The organism is Flavobacterium sp. HTF, from assembly GCF_003105115.1.
Classification (GTDB): domain Bacteria; phylum Bacteroidota; class Bacteroidia; order Flavobacteriales; family Flavobacteriaceae; genus Flavobacterium.
Genome location: NZ_QETH01000001.1, coordinates 45,171 through 62,924, shown reverse-complemented (window position 1 = coordinate 62,924; position 17,754 = coordinate 45,171). Strand labels below are relative to the sequence as shown.

16 protein-coding genes are annotated in these 17,754 nt (G+C 34.9%); 7 read left to right on the top strand and 9 right to left on the bottom strand.

Going from position 1 to position 17,754, the window contains the following annotated elements; genetic code table 11:
• Positions 1-26: 26 nt before the first annotated feature.
• Entirely contained in the window at positions 27-2,087 is a 2,061-nt protein-coding gene (locus tag DCO46_RS00200; RefSeq protein ID WP_116750577.1) for a M13 family metallopeptidase, read from the bottom strand.
• Positions 2,088-2,362: 275 nt separating this feature from the next.
• Between DCO46_RS00200 and DCO46_RS00190 the strand changes: the two genes are divergently transcribed.
• The 3 genes from DCO46_RS00190 (at position 2,363) to feoB (ending at position 5,471) form a co-directional block, all read left to right on the top strand.
• Positions 2,363-3,028: an SCO family protein gene (locus DCO46_RS00190; protein ID WP_116750575.1), complete on the top strand. Its 666-nt coding sequence runs from the start codon at positions 2,363-2,365 to the stop codon at positions 3,026-3,028.
• Positions 3,029-3,132: 104 nt separating this feature from the next.
• Positions 3,133-3,372 (top strand): ferrous iron transport protein A, encoded by a 240-nt coding sequence (locus DCO46_RS00185; protein WP_116750574.1) that lies wholly within the window; start codon positions 3,133-3,135, stop codon positions 3,370-3,372.
• A complete protein-coding gene (gene feoB / locus DCO46_RS00180; protein ID WP_116750573.1) occupies positions 3,372-5,471 on the top strand; it encodes a ferrous iron transport protein B in 2,100 nt (699 codons plus the stop codon). The genes DCO46_RS00185 and feoB overlap by 1 nt, the downstream gene beginning before the upstream one ends.
• A gap of 232 nt (positions 5,472-5,703) precedes the next feature.
• Here the strand turns inward: feoB and DCO46_RS00170 are convergent, their stop codons facing one another.
• The 3 genes from DCO46_RS00170 to DCO46_RS00160 form a co-directional block, all read right to left on the bottom strand.
• The gene (locus DCO46_RS00170; protein WP_116750571.1) at positions 5,704-6,357 is read right to left on the bottom strand and encodes an HD domain-containing protein; all 654 of its coding nucleotides are present in this window, start codon (positions 6,355-6,357) and stop codon (positions 5,704-5,706) included.
• Between the two features lie 234 nt (positions 6,358-6,591).
• On the bottom strand, positions 6,592-7,584 hold the full coding sequence (locus DCO46_RS00165; protein ID WP_116750570.1) for an acyl-ACP desaturase: 993 nt from the start codon (positions 7,582-7,584) through the stop codon (positions 6,592-6,594).
• A 51-nt stretch (positions 7,585-7,635) separates the two neighbouring features.
• Positions 7,636-8,376 (bottom strand): lysophospholipid acyltransferase family protein, encoded by a 741-nt coding sequence (locus tag DCO46_RS00160; protein ID WP_116750569.1) that lies wholly within the window; start codon positions 8,374-8,376, stop codon positions 7,636-7,638.
• 127 nt (positions 8,377-8,503) lie between these two features.
• On the opposite strand from DCO46_RS00160, the gene rnpA reads away from it, so the two are divergent.
• The 4 genes from rnpA (at position 8,504) to DCO46_RS00140 (ending at position 12,244) form a co-directional block, all read left to right on the top strand.
• Positions 8,504-8,908, top strand: coding sequence for a ribonuclease P protein component (gene rnpA, locus DCO46_RS00155; RefSeq protein WP_116750568.1), 405 nt, complete (start codon positions 8,504-8,506; stop codon positions 8,906-8,908).
• A gap of 79 nt (positions 8,909-8,987) precedes the next feature.
• Positions 8,988-9,797 (top strand): DUF4349 domain-containing protein, encoded by an 810-nt coding sequence (locus tag DCO46_RS00150; protein ID WP_116750567.1) that lies wholly within the window; start codon positions 8,988-8,990, stop codon positions 9,795-9,797.
• Between the two features lie 2 nt (positions 9,798-9,799).
• Positions 9,800-11,437, top strand: coding sequence for a S41 family peptidase (locus tag DCO46_RS00145; RefSeq protein WP_116750566.1), 1,638 nt, complete (start codon positions 9,800-9,802; stop codon positions 11,435-11,437).
• A 3-nt stretch (positions 11,438-11,440) separates the two neighbouring features.
• Positions 11,441-12,244, top strand: coding sequence for an OmpA family protein (locus DCO46_RS00140; RefSeq protein WP_116750565.1), 804 nt, complete (start codon positions 11,441-11,443; stop codon positions 12,242-12,244).
• Positions 12,245-12,253: 9 nt separating this feature from the next.
• Here DCO46_RS00140 and DCO46_RS00135 read toward each other — a convergent pair whose 3' ends face one another.
• The 5 genes from DCO46_RS00135 to DCO46_RS00115 all read right to left on the bottom strand — a co-directional run bounded on the left by DCO46_RS00135 (position 12,254) and on the right by DCO46_RS00115 (position 17,711).
• Positions 12,254-12,700, bottom strand: a complete 447-nt coding sequence (locus DCO46_RS00135) for a GNAT family N-acetyltransferase (RefSeq protein WP_116750690.1) — start codon at positions 12,698-12,700, stop codon at positions 12,254-12,256.
• 173 nt (positions 12,701-12,873) lie between these two features.
• Positions 12,874-13,515: a DUF1579 domain-containing protein gene (locus DCO46_RS00130; protein ID WP_116750564.1), complete on the bottom strand. Its 642-nt coding sequence runs from the start codon at positions 13,513-13,515 to the stop codon at positions 12,874-12,876.
• 49 nt (positions 13,516-13,564) lie between these two features.
• Positions 13,565-14,536, bottom strand: coding sequence for a DUF4837 family protein (locus tag DCO46_RS00125; RefSeq protein ID WP_116750563.1), 972 nt, complete (start codon positions 14,534-14,536; stop codon positions 13,565-13,567).
• 46 nt (positions 14,537-14,582) lie between these two features.
• Positions 14,583-16,412: a LysM peptidoglycan-binding domain-containing protein gene (locus DCO46_RS00120; protein ID WP_116750562.1), complete on the bottom strand. Its 1,830-nt coding sequence runs from the start codon at positions 16,410-16,412 to the stop codon at positions 14,583-14,585.
• Between the two features lie 111 nt (positions 16,413-16,523).
• A complete protein-coding gene (locus DCO46_RS00115; protein ID WP_116750561.1) occupies positions 16,524-17,711 on the bottom strand; it encodes a phosphoglycerate kinase in 1,188 nt (395 codons plus the stop codon).
• Positions 17,712-17,754: the final 43 nt, after the last annotated feature.

Here is a 17,754-nt window from a genome sequence, read left to right as displayed (position 1 = left end):
TCAGCGCCGTTTTTTATACTTAGAGATTACCAGATTTTAACTCTTTTTTCCGGTTCAACATACATTTTGTCTCCTTTTTTAATATCAAAAGCTTTGTAAAAAGCATCCACATTCTGAATTGGCACATACGCTCTGTACATTCCTGGTGAGTGCGGATCTGTTTTTACCTGATTCTTAATTGCTTCGTCTCTTGTTTTGGTTCTCCAGACAGTTGCCCAGGAAATAAAGAAACGCTGCTCCGGAGTAAAACCATCAATTAGGCCCGGATTTCCGTTTTTCTTTAAATATAATTGCAATCCGTCATAAGCGGCATTTATTCCGCCAAGATCACCAATATTTTCACCAAGGGTAAATTTACCATCTACGTGAATTCCCGGTAAAGGTTCTAAAGCACTGTACTGGTCTGCCAAAGCAGTTCCTAATTCTGTAAATTGTTTCAGATCATCTGCAGTCCACCAATCTACAAGATTTCCTTCTGCATTGTAACGTGCCCCCGAATCATCAAATCCATGAGAGATTTCATGCCCGATAACGGCGCCAATTCCGCCATAATTTACAGCTTCATCTGCCTGATAATTGTAAAACGGCGGTTGTAAAATCGCTGCAGGGAAAACAATTTCATTGTACGATGGGTTGTAATAAGCGTTTACAGTTTGAGGAGACATTCCCCATTCTGTTTTATCAACTGGTTTCTGCAGTTTTTCTAAACCTTTCTTAAAATTCCATTTTGATAAATTACGTACATTCTCAAAATAGCTTCCGCCTTCTGCTACACTTTTAATTTTGAGGGCAGAGTAATCTTTCCATTTATCAGGATAACCAACTTTTATGGTAATTTTATTTAATTTTTCAATTGCTTTTGCTTTTGTAGGATCAGACATCCAGGTCAGATTGTTGATTCGGTTTTGATAGGCCAGAATCACATTATGAATCATATCTACAGCTTTTGTTTTAGCCTCAGCAGGAAATACTTTTTCAACATATAATTTTCCAAGAGCTTCACCAATACTTCTGTTTACAACTTGCAAAGCTGTTTCTTCACGAGGCAATTGCTTGATTGCTCCTCTTAGCGTCTTGCTGTAAAAGTCAAAATTGGCCGTTTCAATATCGGTTGTCAGTTGTGATGTAGAACGGTTTAATACTGTCCATTTTAAATATTCTTTCCATTCTGCAATTTTATTCTCTGCTAAAATTGTCTGTAAAGCTTTCATGTATCGAGGCTGTATCACTACAACCGTATCAAGTTTAGGCAGACCAAGTCCTGTAAAATAGGCATCCCATTTTATGGCCGGAGTTATCTTTTGAAGTTCAGCCACAGTCATCGGATTGTACTGAAGGCGGCTGTCCCTGCTCTCAACACGATCCAATCTTGGAGCAGAAAGAGCCGTTTCGATAGCTAAGATTTCTTTTGCACTCTGTTTTGCTTTCTCTGGAGATTCTCCAATAAACTGCATCATCCTTGCGATATGCAGTTCATATTTAGCACGTTTTTCTTTAGGATCTTTATCTTCAGAAGTATAATAATCTTTATCAGATAATCCCAGTCGGCTTACATTAAGACTTACTGAGTTTTTGTTGCTGTTTTTTTCATCAGCTCCAATGTAAATCCCAAAAAAGTCATTACCGCCTTCCGGCTCCATTTCAACCAGGTAATTTTGAAGATCCGTTATGTTTTTAATTGCATCAATCTTTTTCAGATACGGCTTAAGAGGTTCTATTCCTCTTTTGTTTCTGCCTACAGTATCCAGCACAGTTGTAAATAAGTTTACAGCTTTTCCCTGATCTGTGTCCGATTTGTATTTTGGATTTTTTGAAGCTTCCTTCAAAATTGCCATCGCATCCTTATCGGTTTTTTTAATCAGTTCATTAAAACTACCCCAGGTTGTACGGTCGTTTGGAATCTCAGTTTTGTCAAGCCATGTTCCGTTTACATAACGGAAAAAATCTTCACTTGGACTAATTTTGGTGTTCATATAAGAAACATTAACCCCTGGTTCCTTTGCAGTTGTATTTTGTGCTTTTGCTGCTGTTAATGACAACATTACAGAAAAAGCACAAAATACAGGTTTGGTAAACTGTTTTTTCATATTTATATATTCTTTTAGTGGTTATACAAACATATTGTTATTATTTTAAACATTATGTTAAAATTATTTAATTGTGAATAGTAGGTTTTTTAATGCAATAATTGATTGCTTCCAAACAAAAAAACAGGTTGCAATCCTGAACATAGTAGAAGTTTATTGGCAAAATTTAATTTATGAATTCTTAGCTGCCAAAAACCTGACTTTTTCAGAGTTAAAAAAATCTTTATTTAGAATTTTAAAACGTGCATTTCGTATTTTTGCGCCAAATTATTTTTATGAAATCGCTTCTATATAAATACCGCAAATTCTTTATTGGTCTAATTTTATTTTCGGTTGTTACAATATCTTTGTTTTATTCGGCATTAAAACCACAAAAAACATTACCTATTTACAATCCCGCAGATGTTAATCCCGAATTGGTTGACAGTACTATACAATACAAAAGTAAATACCACACCATTGCAGACTTTTCGTTTGTAAACCAAAACGGTGAAACCATTACACAAAAAAATTACGAAGGCAAAATTTATGTAGCTGACTTTTTCTTTACAACTTGTGGTTCGATCTGTCCAAAAATGTCAACCAATCTTGTTGAAGTTCAGAAAGCAGTTTTAAACAATCCGAAAGTAATGCTGCTTTCACATACTGTTTTTCCTGAAGTGGACAGTGTATCTGTTTTAAAAGCGTACGCTATAAAATATGGAGTCGTTGACAGCAAATGGAATCTGGTAACCGGTGACAAAAAAGAAATCTATACTATGGCCAGAAAATCTTACCTGGCAGTAAAACTAGGAAAACCGGATCAGCTCTATGATATGGTCCATACAGAAAATTTTGTACTGGTAGATCAAAAGCGTCGTGTTCGTGGCTTCTATGACGGAACCGACAAAGAAGATATTAAACGTTTGCTGGAAGACATCGATTTTCTTTGTAAAGAATAAAATATCTGATTTTTAGAAACATTTAGCATTTGTATAAGGCATTAATGGTTTTATATATAGAATAAATGCCTATTTTTGCAATCTAAATTCAATCTAAATAAGCTTTGCAAAATACAATTCATTCCCTAAAAAAAGGCGAGAAAGCCATTATCAAAGATTTTGATATCGAACTTATTCCTCTCAAATTATTAGAAATGGGTTGCTTGCCGGGCAGCGAGGTAGAATTACTGCAAATTGCTCCTTTTGGAGATCCTTTGTATTTAGACATTAATGGTTCTCATGTTGCTATTCGAATAGAAACCGCTCGTGAAATTGAAGTTGAACTTATCAAAACCAATTTGTAATGAGTGTTCAGAATATTAATGTTGCCCTTATCGGGAATCCAAACACTGGAAAAACTTCCGTATTTAATCAGCTTACAGGACTTAATCAACAAGTTGGGAATTATCCCGGAATTACGGTTGAGAAAAAAATCGGATTTTGCAAATTACCTCATAATGTTAAAGCAAATATCCTCGATTTACCGGGAACATATAGTCTGAACGCCAGTTCGATGGACGAAAGCGTGGTTATCGAGCTTTTACTAAATAAAAACGACAAATTATATCCGGATGTTGCAGTAGTGGTTACCGATGTAGAAAACCTGAAAAGAAACCTGCTGATTTACACTCAGATAAAAGACCTTGAAATTCCGACTATTTTGGTTATCAATATGTCAGACCGAATGGAACGAAAAGGGATTACACTGGATATCCCGTATTTGGAAGAAAAGCTAAAAACAAAAATTGCTTTAGTAAGTTCACGTAAAGGTTTAGGAATAGAAGAATTAAAAGAACTGATTGTTTCTTATAAAACCATTACGAATGAACCTTGTCTGAATGCATCTGTTATAGATCCTGAATATTTTGAAAAGCTAGAAAAGACATTTCCAAATCAATTAATGTATAAGCTATGGCTTGTGATTACTCAGGATGTGAATTTTTCGAATCTGGACCGAAATGAAGTTCGAAGCACTTTTACCAAATCACATTCAGAATTAAAACGCTTACAACAAAAAGAAACCATCAAAAGGTATCAGTTTATAAATGATGTTTTAAAAGAAGGTTTAAAAGTTGATGCCTCAATGGCAAAAGACGTTCGCGCAAAACTTGACCGTATTTTGACACACAAAGTTTGGGGTTACTTCATTTTCTTTGCGATTTTATTCTTAATATTTCAGTCGATTTTTAGCTGGTCAACAATTCCTATGGATTTCATTGACAGCACTTTTGCTTCCTTAAGCAGTTGGGTTGCAGAAGAGCTACCGAGCGGTATTTTGACCGATTTGCTTTCGCAGGGAATTATTCCGGGTATTGGCGGTGTTATTATTTTTATCCCGCAAATTGCTTTTCTGTTCTTATTTATTTCCATTTTGGAAGAAAGTGGTTATATGAGCCGGGTAGTATTTTTAATGGACAAAATTATGCGCAGATTCGGGCTTTCCGGAAAAAGCGTTGTGCCTTTGATTTCAGGAACAGCTTGTGCTATTCCGGCAATTATGGCGACAAGAAATATAGAAAACTGGAAAGAACGTTTAATCACTATTCTGGTAACGCCTTTTACAACCTGTTCTGCAAGATTACCGGTTTATGCAATTATTATTTCGCTTGTCATTCCGAGCAAACGTGTTTTAGGTTTTCTTAATATTCAGGGACTAACTTTAATGCTGCTCTATGTTTTAGGTTTTTTTGCTGCTATTTTATCTGCTTATATTTTAAATAAGGTTTTAAAACTAGAATCAAAAACGTATTTCGTAGTTGAAATGCCAAGTTATAAAATGCCTCTTTTGAAAAATGTTGGAATTAATGTTGTTGAAAAAACAAAAGCATTTATAGTTGGAGCCGGAAAAATCATCCTGGCTATTTCAATTATTTTATGGTTTTTGGCTTCTTATGGCCCCGGAAAAGAATTTAATGATGCTGAAAATATTGTAAAAGAAAGATTTGCAGCCTCCACTTTAGACGAAACTCAGTTTGAAAATGAAGTGGCTTCCCAAAAATTAGAAAATTCATATATCGGATTAATGGGAAGAGCAATCGAACCTGCTATTCAGCCTCTAGGTTACGACTGGAAAATCGGAATTGCTTTAATCAGCTCATTTGCAGCCCGTGAAGTTTTCGTTGGAACATTAGCAACCATTTACAGCGTTGGCGACACCGACAATGAATCGACCATAAAAACCAAAATGCGCGCAGAAGTTCGCCCGGATACCGGAAAGAAAGTCTTTGATTTTCCAACGGGAATTTCGTTATTATTATTTTATGCTTTTGCCATGCAGTGTGCCAGCACCCTGGCAATTACGAAAAAAGAAACCAATTCATGGAAATGGCCTGCAATGCAGTTGGTTTTTATGAGTGCTTTAGCTTATTTTGCTGCATTGATTGCATATCAACTTTTAAAGTAAAAAGTCATGATTCAGGAAATAATTGCCTTTACGATATTAGGATTAGCAGTCGCTTTTTTAATCAAAAAATTCTTTTTTAAATCTAAAAAGAAAAAGGATTGCGGTGATGGGAATTGCGGTTGCAGTTAGTTCAGAAAGATTTCACAGAGATTATAAAAAAAACAAAGCTTCACAGAGATTTTTAATTTCTTTGTGAAGCTTTGTTTTTACTTTGGCTTTGTGAGCCGATCAGCTATTTGATACCCTCCCACTCTGCATAAAACTGTGAAAGGAATAATTCCATAAAACGATGTCTTTCTGCAGCAATTTGTTTTCCTGTTTCGGTATTCATTTTATCTTTCAAAAGTAAAAGCTTTTCGTAGAAATGATTTATCGTTGGGGCGTTGTTCTTTTTGTACTCTTCTTTTGTCATATTGGTAATCGGGGCAATTTCGGGATTGTATAAAGTCCTGTCTTTAAAACCTCCATAATTAAATGCTCTCGCAATTCCAATTGCGCCAATTGCATCCAATCGGTCTGCATCCTGAACAATATCTAATTCCGCAGAAGAGAATTTCTTTTCAAAATTGCCGCCTTTATAGGATATGTTTTCAATGATGTTTACTACATGTGTGATGATATCTTCGGAGACATTTTCAGATTCCAGAAATATACGGGCTGTTTTGGGCCCTATTGTTTCATCTCCGTTATGAAATTTGCTATCTGCAATATCATGTAGCAAAGCACCTAATTGAACCACTGTAATGTCACAATTCGTGTTTTTAGCAATCAAAAGTGAATTCTTATACACACGCTCAATATGAAACCAATCGTGCCCTCCTTCGGCGTTATTTAATTTTTCTTTGACAAAGGCAATTGTTCTGTCTATTAATTCTGTATTACTCATAAGAAATTTTAAATTTTGTACCTCCGCAAACCTGAAATAAAATCATATACATTTCCCGGATTTGAACAGTGTACAATGTTGCATTAAGAAATTGGTAGAAATTTTGCCATAAAAAAAATGTTGATTGTCAAAGATTTACCAGCTTCTTCAGTCAACATTTTTTTATTTGCAATATTGTTGCGTTAAATCACGCTATTATATTTATCCTGAAAAAAATTCAGAATAATCCATACTCTATAATTTCGCAGGTTCTACCCATTTGAAAATATGAGACTCCTGAGGAATCACTAAACGTTCAGAAATTTTAGCCATACGCGCCGGTAATCTCATCAGATAATCACGGGCTTTTTCTGCTTCGTCAGTTAAATTAGAGATTTTATCAATCTCCCATTTATCAATTAATTTTTGCATGATATCAACATAATCACTTGCGGTATAAACACCAATACGCTGAGCAGAGTCAGAAAATTGTTCGAAGGCAGTGCTTATCTTTTGACCAGACTCTCTCAGGAAATGAGCCGGCATCACGATTTTCTGTTTCATCATATATTGAAATGCCAACATCATTTCGCTAGGATCAACCTGAAAAATTCTGGTAACAAATTCACTATAGGCATGATGATGGCGCATTTCGTCACCAGCAATCATTTTACACATTTTAGACAATTTATTATCGCCAAACTTCTTAGCCATCTGAGCTACTCTGTTATGTGATACATAAGTTGCCAATTCCTGAAAACTGGTATATACAAAGTTTTTGTAAGGATCAGATCCAGTCCCAATATCAAAACCGTCGTTGATTAAATGCTGTGTCGTCATTTCGATTTCACGCATATTAACACGACCAGACAAATACAAGTATTTATTTAGTAAATCTCCGTGGCGGTTTTCTTCTCCGGTCCATTGACGAATCCATTTAGACCAGCCATTTCCACCATCTTCCACCTGATTTATTCCTTCTACATCCATTAACCACGATTCGTAAGTTGGCAAGGCTTCTTCTGTGATGGTATCACCGACAAGCGTAACCCAGAAATCATATGGTAATTCTTTGGCAATTTCACGTAGCTCTTTTACCTCTTCAAAGAAGTTTTCTCCCTGAGAATTTGGTAAAAAGTCAGTAGGCTGCCAAATTTTTTCCACTGGAATTAAATACTGTTCAACGAAGCTATCCACGTTTTTCTCCAAAAACTGCATTACTTCTAATCTAATGTTTTTTATAGACATTACTTATTTTAGATTTGGGATTTAAGATTTAGCTTTCGCTAAAGCAAAAATCTATTTATATTCATTTACTCCTTCTACTACTGCCTTTTCAGTCAATGCCATTAATTCGGCAAAATCATAATCTTTCACTGCCAAAGCTTTATGAACGGTAAAGGACAGGCGATTTCCTAAACCTACAGGGAACATTCCGTATCTAACCATTTTCCATGAATTGTTAATACTTACCGGAACCACATACGCAGATGGCGCATATTTACATAAGATTTTTAAACCACTCTGAGCAAACTCTTTTGGTTTTCCGGTTTTACTTCGTGTACCTTCGGGGAAAATAACGGCAGATCTGGTATGTTTTTCGATATATTCAGACAAGCCTTTGATTACGGGAATCGCTTGTTTAGGATCTTTTCGGTCAATCAGTACAGAACCTCCATGTCTCAAATTAAAAGAAACACTTGGAATTCCGCTTCCTAACTCTTTCTTACTTACAAATTTACAATGAAATCGTCTAAAATACCAAATCATTGCTACGATATCGTACATACTTTGGTGATTAGACACAAATATCAAGGGAACTCCCACAGGAATTGTTTCCCTGTTCTCGATTTTATAAGTTGTTCCCACCAGATTTGTACATCTTAATAGGAAGAAATTTAAATAGTCAACACTCTTTTTATGAGCCTGATAACCAAAAACTTTTAGGCAAAACCATTGTATTGGATGAAAAACAGCCAAACACAATCCAAAACATAAATAATAAATTACGGATATGGGATACGAAATTATCTTCTGCATGCTTAAAAAAATTAAAGGCCAAAAGTAATAAATATATTTTTAGCGGTATTAAAATTAAAAACAATAACCGTTTTTCTGGTTTAATTGTACCTTTGCCCTATAAATTTGCAACTTTTTTCTGAATTAAATGAACTTTACCTATCCAAAAAACGAACGCTTAAAAAGTAAAACAACGATTGGCTTACTTTTTTCTGAAGGAAAATCGGTATCTAAATATCCGCTGCGTTTGGTTTATCGCGATGAAAAAGGAGAAGTTGATGAAAAAATTAAAATTGGAGTCTCGGTTTCTAAGAAATATTTCAAAAAAGCAGTAGACCGAAATTACTTCAAACGTGTTCTAAGGGAAACATACCGGTTAAACAAACATTTGCTTTGGGATAATCTGGAAGAGCCTTATTCTATTATGTTTTTTTACCAAAGTAAGGACCGTTTATCCTATGAAGAAATCAACACAAAAACCATTCAGTTGTTTGAGAAATTTCTTCAACAAGTAAACAAAACAAACGAATCTCAGAACAAAACAGATTTGTAAGTCCTGAAAGACAAGTTTGTTTGTCAAATTAGACAGAAAATTATAAAAAAATTGTAGTTTTAGCTCTAAATTGAACTTTATGCGATATATTTTTTCTGTAAACTTATTTTTAGTTCTTTTTCTTTTGTCCTGCAGTAAAACAGCAAACGAAGAGGCTTATTCCACCACCGAAGCAATTCAGGTTTCAAATGCTCCTCTTTCAGAAAGTAAGGATGAAAAGATTACTGCAACTATTCCGCAGAAAATAATTAAATCGGCAAGTTTAAGATTTGAAAGCAATGATTTAGAAGCTACCTACAAGCAAATTCAGGCAGCGGTCAAAGAAAGTCATGCTACTATACAATCGGATTCTGAAGGAAAAAATGATTATTCTCTTTACAGAAACATAATGATTCACGTTCCGAGTCAAAATTTTGATGTTTTTTTGCAATCCGTTTCAAAGGGTGTTTCTTATTTTGACCAGAAGGACATTTCATCTGAAGATGTAACGGCACAATATATTGACCTGGATTCAAGATTTAAAACAAAGCGTAAACTCGAAGAACGGTATTTGGAAATTTTAAAAAAAGCCAATAAAATCAGCGAGATACTAGAAATAGAACAACAGATTTCTCTTATCCGTGAAGAAATAGAAGCAAAACAAGGTCAGCTCAGGTATCTTGAAAGCCGCGTTTCGGAAAGCCGTATCTCTATAGAAATTTATAAACCTATTGCCGAAAAAGAAGGCGTTAAAATATCATACGGATCAAAAATCTGGACAGCCATAAAATCCGGATTCTTCAGCCTGTCTGAATTTTTAATTTCAATCATCAGTATTTGGCCGTTTATCATTATCATTTGCGTATTAGCCTATTTTATTAGAAAAAGATTTAAAAGAAAAAAACAATAGTCATGTATCCTTATTTAAAAAAGAAGTTTGTCATACCAGCCGTTGCTGCAGGATTTTTATTTGTCGGAACCAGTTTCAAGGATGATTTTTTTGAAATAGCCAAACAAATCGAAATTTTCACGACTTTATTCAAAGCTGTAAACACAAATTATGTAGATGAAACAAATCCGGGAGATTTGATGGACAAAGCCATTAAAAGCATGCTGGGAAGTTTAGATCCTTATACCGTTTACTTTAACGAGCAGGATGTTGTAAATTTTAAAATCAACAATACCGGAGAATATACCGGGATTGGTGCCATGATCGCGAGAAAAAAAGACCGCCTGATTGTACGCGAGCCTTATAAAAATTATCCTGCCGATAAAGCGGGATTAAAAGCAGGTGATGAAATTATACAGATTGGAGATATTCTGGTTGCTGATTATAAAGAGGATACCTCTCAGTTATTGAAAGGAACCAAGAATACTAAAATCAATATAAAATACCTTCGTCAGGGAAAACCTTACACTACGGTTCTTGTTTTGGATGAGGTTGATATTAAATCGGTTCCGTTTTATGGAAAAATAGATGACAAAACCGGTTATATAGTTTTAGCACATTTTAGCAGAAAAGCTTCTGCCGAAGTAAAAGATGCTTTGGAAAAACTAAAAGCAGACGGAGCTAAGCAAATTGTTCTGGATTTGAGAGGAAATCCGGGAGGTTTATTAAACGAAGCCATTGATATCTGTAACTTGTTTGTTGCGAAAAATGAAGTGATTGTAACTACAAAATCCCGAATTGAAAAACACAACAATACTTATAAAACACAAAACGAACCAATTGATACGGAAATCCCTCTGGCGATTTTAGTAAACGGAAGAAGTGCTTCTGCTTCTGAAATTGTTTCGGGTGCTTTACAGGATCTGGATCGTGCTGTTATTTTAGGAAGCCGCAGTTTTGGAAAAGGTTTGGTTCAGCGTTCTGTTGACCTGACTTACGGAACTCAGCTAAAAGTAACCATTTCGCGTTATTATACCCCTTCGGGTCGTTGTATCCAGGCTTTGGATTATGCTCACAAAGATAAAAACGGAGTTGCCGTACGAACAGATGCTAAAAACTTCAATGCCTTTAAAACCAGAAAAGGAAGAACGGTATATGATGGTGGTGGTGTTTTGCCGGATATTGAACTGGAGGAAACTAAAATGAGTCCGATCACCAATGCGTTATTAAAAAACGACGGTATCTTTGACTATGCCACAACTTACTATTACAAAAATCCAAATTTAGGAGATAAAATCCCTGTTTTGACTGATGCAGATTATGCAGGATTTAAGCAATATCTGAAAACAAACAAAATCAGTTTTGACACTGAAACTGAAGTAGCGCTGAGAAATACTCTTGCTGCAGCAAAAAATGAAAAAATAGACGAAACGATCGCAACGGAATATCAACAATTATTAAATGCCTTAGAAAAAAGCGAAACCACTTTACTTGACAAAAACCAAAAGGAAATCAAGGGACTGATTCAGGAGGAACTTATTAAGAGATACCAATATCAGGAAGGTTTGTATCAATTTTACATTAAAAACAATTCAGAAATCAAAAAAGCCGTGAACGTTTTGAATAATCAGACTGAATATAAAACGATTTTAAAAATGTAAAAAATGAAAATTTGTAAGGCAATATTTCTTTTCTCTATTTTGAATTTGTCCGCTCAGCAAAAGCCAATTGAAACCGTATATTTTGATTTTGACAAATATGATCTTAATGAAAAGCAAACAGAGATTGTTACAAATTTTTTAAAAACAATTGATACTTCAAAAATAGAATCGGTACAGATTTACGGCTATTGTGATGACCGCGGAAACGATCAGTACAATTTCAGGTTATCCAGAAACCGGGTCAATACAATTCAGCAGCTTTTGATTTCGAAAGGTTTTAACCAGAGTAAAATCATTATTTTGGAAGGCAAAGGCCGTGTTGTTATAAAACCGGATACAGTAGAAAATTTGACGGAAACCCGTTCTCAAAACCGGCGTGTTGATTTAATCGCAGTAAAACGAAACAGTTATGGCCGGGAAATTAGCAGTTCTTTTAAGAACAAACTAAAAATCGGCGACAAAATCTGTCTGGAAAATATCCTGTTTGATATCGGAAGTTCTAAACTAACCCACAGTTCAAAAAAAGAATTGGATAAGATTGCCAAACTCCTTCAGGAAAAAAAGACTCTCCAGTTCGAAATTCGCGGACATGTCTGCTGCACTCCCGAAATATACACTGACGGAATTGACAGGGCAACCAAAGAAAGAAGGCTTTCCTGGAACCGTGCTAAAAACGTTTTTATCTATTTACTGGATAAGAGAATATCTATAAACCGAATGACTTTTCAGGGGTGCGGAAATAAATATCCACTGGGCAGAGGTGATAATTTAGACAGACGGGTTGAGTTTGTGATTACAAAGATTTAGTCCTTTTTCTTAACCACGCTGCATTTCGATGTGCTCAATATCATCTTCCAGATACATCTCACTGGTTTGAACAAATCCGTGGCTCTCGTAGAATTTCTTCAAATATAACTGCGCACCGATTGTGATTTTATCTTTACCAAAGTTTGATTTAATTGCCGATATGGCTTCACGCATCAAATCGTGACCCCATTTTCTGTCACGGTAATTGGCATCTACCACTACCCTTCCTATTGAAGCATTATCAAAACTAATTCCGGAATCGAACAACCGTGCATACGCCACAACTTTACCATCATATTCGCCGATAAGGTGCAATGCAAGTTTATCTTTGCCGTCAATGTCCAGATAAACGCAGTTTTGCTCCAGTACGAAGATTTCACTTCTTACTTTGAGCAAATCATATAACTCGTGAACAGTTAACGCCTCAAAAGGCTTTATTTTCCATTTTAATTCCATTTCCATTTGTTTTATTATTGTGCAAAACAACTTTGAGGTTTTACTTTTCAAACATAAAAATTATTCCTCTTTTGATGCAATAAAAAAGCAATTATTTATAAAAGATAAAAACTATAAATAAATAACCCGATTACAACTGCAATCGGGTTTATTTGATTTAGAAGTGAAATCAGTTATTTTCTCTTCATAATGATTTCCATACTTTTAAATTCTTCACCGTTTTTGACATCAAACATTTCCATTTTTCGGGTATTAGCGTCAACAATAGTGTAAATTTCCCTGTAAGGTGTTTTTTTACCGTTAAGCGGATTTACCATGTCACCCTTTAATTCCATGCTTTTGCTTTTTTCATCAAATTTACCAGTTGCTATTATCATACCGGTTCCCATATTGTCAATAAAAGTAGTGGTGTATTCCTTGCTGGCATTATTATAAGCGAGTGTGCTTTTTCCTTCAAAAGGCTGTCCCATCATCGTTCCGCTATAATTTGCTTCCTGATATCGGCCACCCAATATCATTTTGATATTAGCTACAGAAGTCGCTTTCTCTGGTTTTCCTTTTGGTTCCATCCAAAAAGTCATATCGCAGTTCCAGGTTCCCGTTTCATCGGCCATCATTTTATGCGAACTGCCCGGTGTTGCATATTCTGCCCATGCCTTCATTTGTGCTGCAGAATCTAAAGGTACTTCTGCAATTGCTTCTTCGGTTTTAACACTATCAGTAACTTTAGTATTTTCTGATTCTGTTTTTAGTTCTCTTTTACAAGAAGAAAGACAAAATACCAACATTGCCAATGTGATACAAAAATTTTTCATAATTATCTGATTTAAAGTTAATTAAACAAAGTAACGAAAAATAATAAAACTATCTTTTATCCACCTTAACCGATTTAATGATCGCTTCGAGTTCTAACATTAAATCCCTTGCCTGATTTGATGGTGAGTAACAAAATCCTTCGATGACCAGGATCCTGTTGTAAGCCTTATCAATAATAGCATAATTGATGAAAGGTCCTGTCATGAAATCATTTCTTAATTCCCAGGTTCCTTTGGTTTCAAAAGTTTTCTTTCCGTCTAATTCTGTAACCGAAAAATAAGGAGCATAGGCTTCTCCGGTTATCATTTGGGTGTTAGGTTCACGTCCTTTGATGTATCGTCCAACAGAATCTCTCATTTTTACGATATTTTCTACGACATCGGGACCTTGTTTTAATTTTTGCAATGGAATCTGATAAATAAGTAAACTCGTGTTCCCGCTTATGATTTCTTTCTTAAGCCAAATGAAGTTTTTTTTGTGCAGCATGTATTCATATCCACTTGGAATTTTCAAATCGATATGGAATTTGTTTTTTATTACAGCAGGTTTGATAAGTGATTTGCTGTTGTCTTGTTGGATTTTCTGGATTTCAGCATCACGGATTACTTTAATAATCTGGGCAGAATTCAATTCTATACTACAGATAATATCCTCAACGGATTTCCCGTAAATACGAAATGTATTGTGTGGAAGGGATTTCGAGTTGTGTTTGATTTCAAACTTATCCGCAGCGGCTTTTTTAACTACAATAATACTTCGGCTGTCGGTAACAAAACCTTCAAGAAGTTTGGCCGGGTACTGGTTTATGGTAAATAATGGTTCTTCCTGTGTAAGACCCAGAACCGGAGAGGCAAATTTATTTCTGATGCTGTCACCTACTTCCCCATACCACAACTGATCGTCAATGATAATAGAAATGGTATTTGTTTTTCCGGAAACAGGCTCAGGCTGTTTTTCGTTTTTAAAACAAGAAACAAACAGGCACGAAAGTAAAAGCAATAAAAAATGGGTTTTATTCATTTTTTTAATTTATGAAATAAAACCCAAATTTAGTTAAGATTTTTTATTATCCGTTTATTTTAAGTTTCATTCCGGGTTTTAAATCATCTTCTTTGATACCGTTCCATTTTTTAATATCTGAAATAGTTACTCCAGGATATTTTTTAGAAATGCTGTATAAAGAATCTCCTTTTTTAACGTAATAATCTTCACCGATATTTTTAGCAGTGGTTGCTTTTTTCTTGAAAGTATCAATAGAGTTTGAAGCAACTGCTACAGTATTTTCTGCCGGTACTACTTCAATTTCTGCTGCATTTTTAGAAATTACCAAAGTTTTTCCTAAACCAAGATTATTTGAAGTCAGATCATTTAGCTCTTTTAATTCAGCAATAGTCGTACCGAATTTTTTAGCGATGCTTCCCAGATTATCGCCTGAAACGACAACATATTCTAAAGGTTTAGCACCAGATTTGTCTTTATTGTCTGTAGAAGCAACTGCTTCTTCAACTGCCTTTTTATCAATTTCAGGAGTTTTTATTTCTTTTGTTTTAACAACAGAATCAGCTGATTTGATTTTTATTGTTTTACCAAGAGCAAGTGAATTGCTTTTAAGATTGTTCCATTTCTTTAAATCTAAAATCGAACAGTCATATTTATCAGCAATTGATCCTAAGTTATCTCCTTTGCGAACTTTATAGAACTGAATGTCCTGAGTACTTTTTTCAAGAGTATTCTTTGCGCGTGGAGTAACTTTTAAAGCCAGTCTTGCCGGAAGTGATTTAAATTGAGACTGGTGTTTTACGTAAGCGTAAATTTGGTCTTCATTAGAAACAAATGTGGCAATTTTATCTTTTGGCAGACGCAGATAATGCGCTTCGTTTTGATAAAATGGAACTACATTTAATTTATAAGATGGGTTTAAAAGCTGAATTTGTGCTTGTGGCATATCCAGTAAATCTGCAATTTGTTTGAAACTCATTTGAGATTTGATCTGAACGGTGTCTGTTTCAAAATTTTTGACAACAGCTCTTTCCGGGTTTATTCCGTGTTCTTTGTGAAATTCAAAAAGATACATTGTAGCCAGGAAAGCAGGAACATAACCTTGTGTTTCTTTTGGAAGGTGGTTACGAATGTCCCAGTATTTGGTTTTTCCTCCGGAACGACGGATTGCTTTGGTAACATTTCCCGGTCCTGAATTATAAGATGCTAAAACAAGCTCCCAGTCTCCAAAAATATTGAACATTTTTGTCATGTATTCTGAGCAGGCTGCAGTAGCTTTCATCGGATCGCTTCTTTCGTCTATGTAAGAATCAATTTTAAGATCGTACTGTTTTCCGGTACCGTACATAAACTGCCAAAGACCCGTGGCGCCCATTTTAGAAACTGCTTTAGGATTTAAAGCAGATTCTACAACGGCTAAATATTTAATTTCTAAAGGAACATTTTGCTTGGCAAAAGCATCCTCAAAAATTGGAAAGTAATATTCTGATAAAGACATTAATCGTGAAAACGATTTTTTACGATTCTTGAGAAACGACTTTATTATGTTTTCAAGGCCTTGATTATATTCAATTTCAAAAGGCGATTTCTCATTCATAACCTGAAGTCGCTGTTTCAACAACTCAGTTGGCAATTCTTCATCAACAGAAACATCCGAATTGATGGTTTGAATGTCTTTCGTTAAATCATCGTAAATATCCAGACTTACTAATTCTTTCATCCAAAGACTGTCTACTTTGGTAGCCAGTTCATCTTTCTTAAAAGAACTTTTAACTGAATCTAAGTACGAGATCTTTACATCTGGTTTAATTTGAAAGTCTGTTTTGGCAACATCCTGCGCAAAACCGGCTATTGAAAATAAAACCGAAACCGCTAAAGAAACTTTTCTTATAATCATATAACATTTTTTTAAAATCCTATAAAACAAACAATTACAAGGACTTGTATTTTTGCAAACTTAAGGCCTTTATTGAAGAAAAATATCAAAAAAAATGTTAATTGTGATTTTTTAGTCTAAAATCGCAGCTATTCCAGGTAAGATTTTACCTTCTAACATTTCAAGCATTGCCCCGCCCCCAGTGGAAACGTAGCTCATTTTGTCTTCAAATCCAAACTGTTTTACAGCAGCAACTGAATCTCCGCCACCAACTAAAGAAAACGCACCATTTTGAGTAGATTCTGCAATATAATCTCCTAAAGCGATTGTTCCTTTAGAGAATGTTTCCATCTCAAAAACTCCTAATGGACCATTCCAAAGAATTGTTTTTGACTCTAAAATTACTTTTTTGAAATTTTCCAAAGATTTAGGACCTGCGTCAAGACCTTGCCATCCGTCAGGAATTTCTCTTACATCAACAACTTTTGTATTTGCTGTATTTGAGAAATCATCGGCAGCGATAACATCAACAGGAATATGAACCTGCACGCCTTTTTCTTTAGCTAATCTCAAAATTTCAAGAGCCAGTTCTTGTTTATCATCTTCACAAATAGACTCACCGATTTTTCCTCCCTGAGCTTTAATGAATGTAAAAGTCATACCTCCACCAATAATCATGTGGTCAACTTTGTCCAAAATATTTTCGATTACAGTGATTTTAGAAGATACTTTAGATCCGCCTAAAACTGCTGTAACTGGTTTTTCACTGTTTTTAAGAACTTTGTTTAAGCTTTCTATTTCTTTTGCCAGTAATGTTCCGAAACATTTGTCGTTTGGAAAAAACTGAGCAATGATAGTTGTAGAAGCGTGTGCTCTGTGAGCTGTACCGAAAGCATCATTTACATAGATATCTCCCAGTGAAGCTAATTCTTTTGCAAAATTAACATCTCCGGCTTCTTCTTCGTTATGAAAACGTAAATTCTCTAATAACAATACTTCTCCTGGCTTAAGATCTTTTGCAGCATTTTGTGCAACTTCTCCAACACAGTTTTCAGCAAATTTTACCTGAACTCCTAATATGTCAGAAGCAGTTTTTAGAATATGCTTTAATGAATATTTTTCTTCAGTTCCTTTTGGTCTTCCTAAATGCGACATCAAAATTACACTTCCACCTTGTGCCAGGATAGCATCAATGGTTGGTTTGGCAGCTTCGATACGTGTTGCATCTGTTACATTAAAATTTTCATCCAGTGGCACATTGAAATCAACACGGATAATTGCTTTTTTATTTTTAAAGTCGAAATCGTTTAAAGTTTTCATTTGATAGTTATTTAATTTTTTTGAAAGAATAACAAATATAGAA

Excerpts from the sequence above, each read along its gene's own strand:
- DCO46_RS00200 (WP_116750577.1), bottom strand. The coding sequence starts at position 2,087 with ATGAAAAAACAGTTTACCAAACCTGTATTTTGTGCTTTTTCTGTAATG.
- DCO46_RS00190 (WP_116750575.1), top strand. The coding sequence starts at position 2,363 with ATGAAATCGCTTCTATATAAATACCGCAAATTCTTTATTGGTCTAATT.
- feoB (WP_116750573.1), top strand. The coding sequence starts at position 3,372 with ATGAGTGTTCAGAATATTAATGTTGCCCTTATCGGGAATCCAAACACT.
- DCO46_RS00170 (WP_116750571.1), bottom strand. The coding sequence starts at position 6,357 with ATGAGTAATACAGAATTAATAGACAGAACAATTGCCTTTGTCAAAGAA.
- DCO46_RS00165 (WP_116750570.1), bottom strand. The coding sequence starts at position 7,584 with ATGTCTATAAAAAACATTAGATTAGAAGTAATGCAGTTTTTGGAGAAA.
- DCO46_RS00160 (WP_116750569.1), bottom strand. The coding sequence starts at position 8,376 with ATGCAGAAGATAATTTCGTATCCCATATCCGTAATTTATTATTTATGT.
- rnpA (WP_116750568.1), top strand. The coding sequence starts at position 8,504 with ATGAACTTTACCTATCCAAAAAACGAACGCTTAAAAAGTAAAACAACG.
- DCO46_RS00150 (WP_116750567.1), top strand. The coding sequence starts at position 8,988 with ATGCGATATATTTTTTCTGTAAACTTATTTTTAGTTCTTTTTCTTTTG.
- DCO46_RS00145 (WP_116750566.1), top strand. The coding sequence starts at position 9,800 with ATGTATCCTTATTTAAAAAAGAAGTTTGTCATACCAGCCGTTGCTGCA.
- DCO46_RS00140 (WP_116750565.1), top strand. The coding sequence starts at position 11,441 with ATGAAAATTTGTAAGGCAATATTTCTTTTCTCTATTTTGAATTTGTCC.
- DCO46_RS00135 (WP_116750690.1), bottom strand. The coding sequence starts at position 12,700 with ATGGAATTAAAATGGAAAATAAAGCCTTTTGAGGCGTTAACTGTTCAC.
- DCO46_RS00130 (WP_116750564.1), bottom strand. The coding sequence starts at position 13,515 with ATGAAAAATTTTTGTATCACATTGGCAATGTTGGTATTTTGTCTTTCT.
- DCO46_RS00125 (WP_116750563.1), bottom strand. The coding sequence starts at position 14,536 with ATGAATAAAACCCATTTTTTATTGCTTTTACTTTCGTGCCTGTTTGTT.
- DCO46_RS00120 (WP_116750562.1), bottom strand. The coding sequence starts at position 16,412 with ATGATTATAAGAAAAGTTTCTTTAGCGGTTTCGGTTTTATTTTCAATA.
- DCO46_RS00115 (WP_116750561.1), bottom strand. The coding sequence starts at position 17,711 with ATGAAAACTTTAAACGATTTCGACTTTAAAAATAAAAAAGCAATTATC.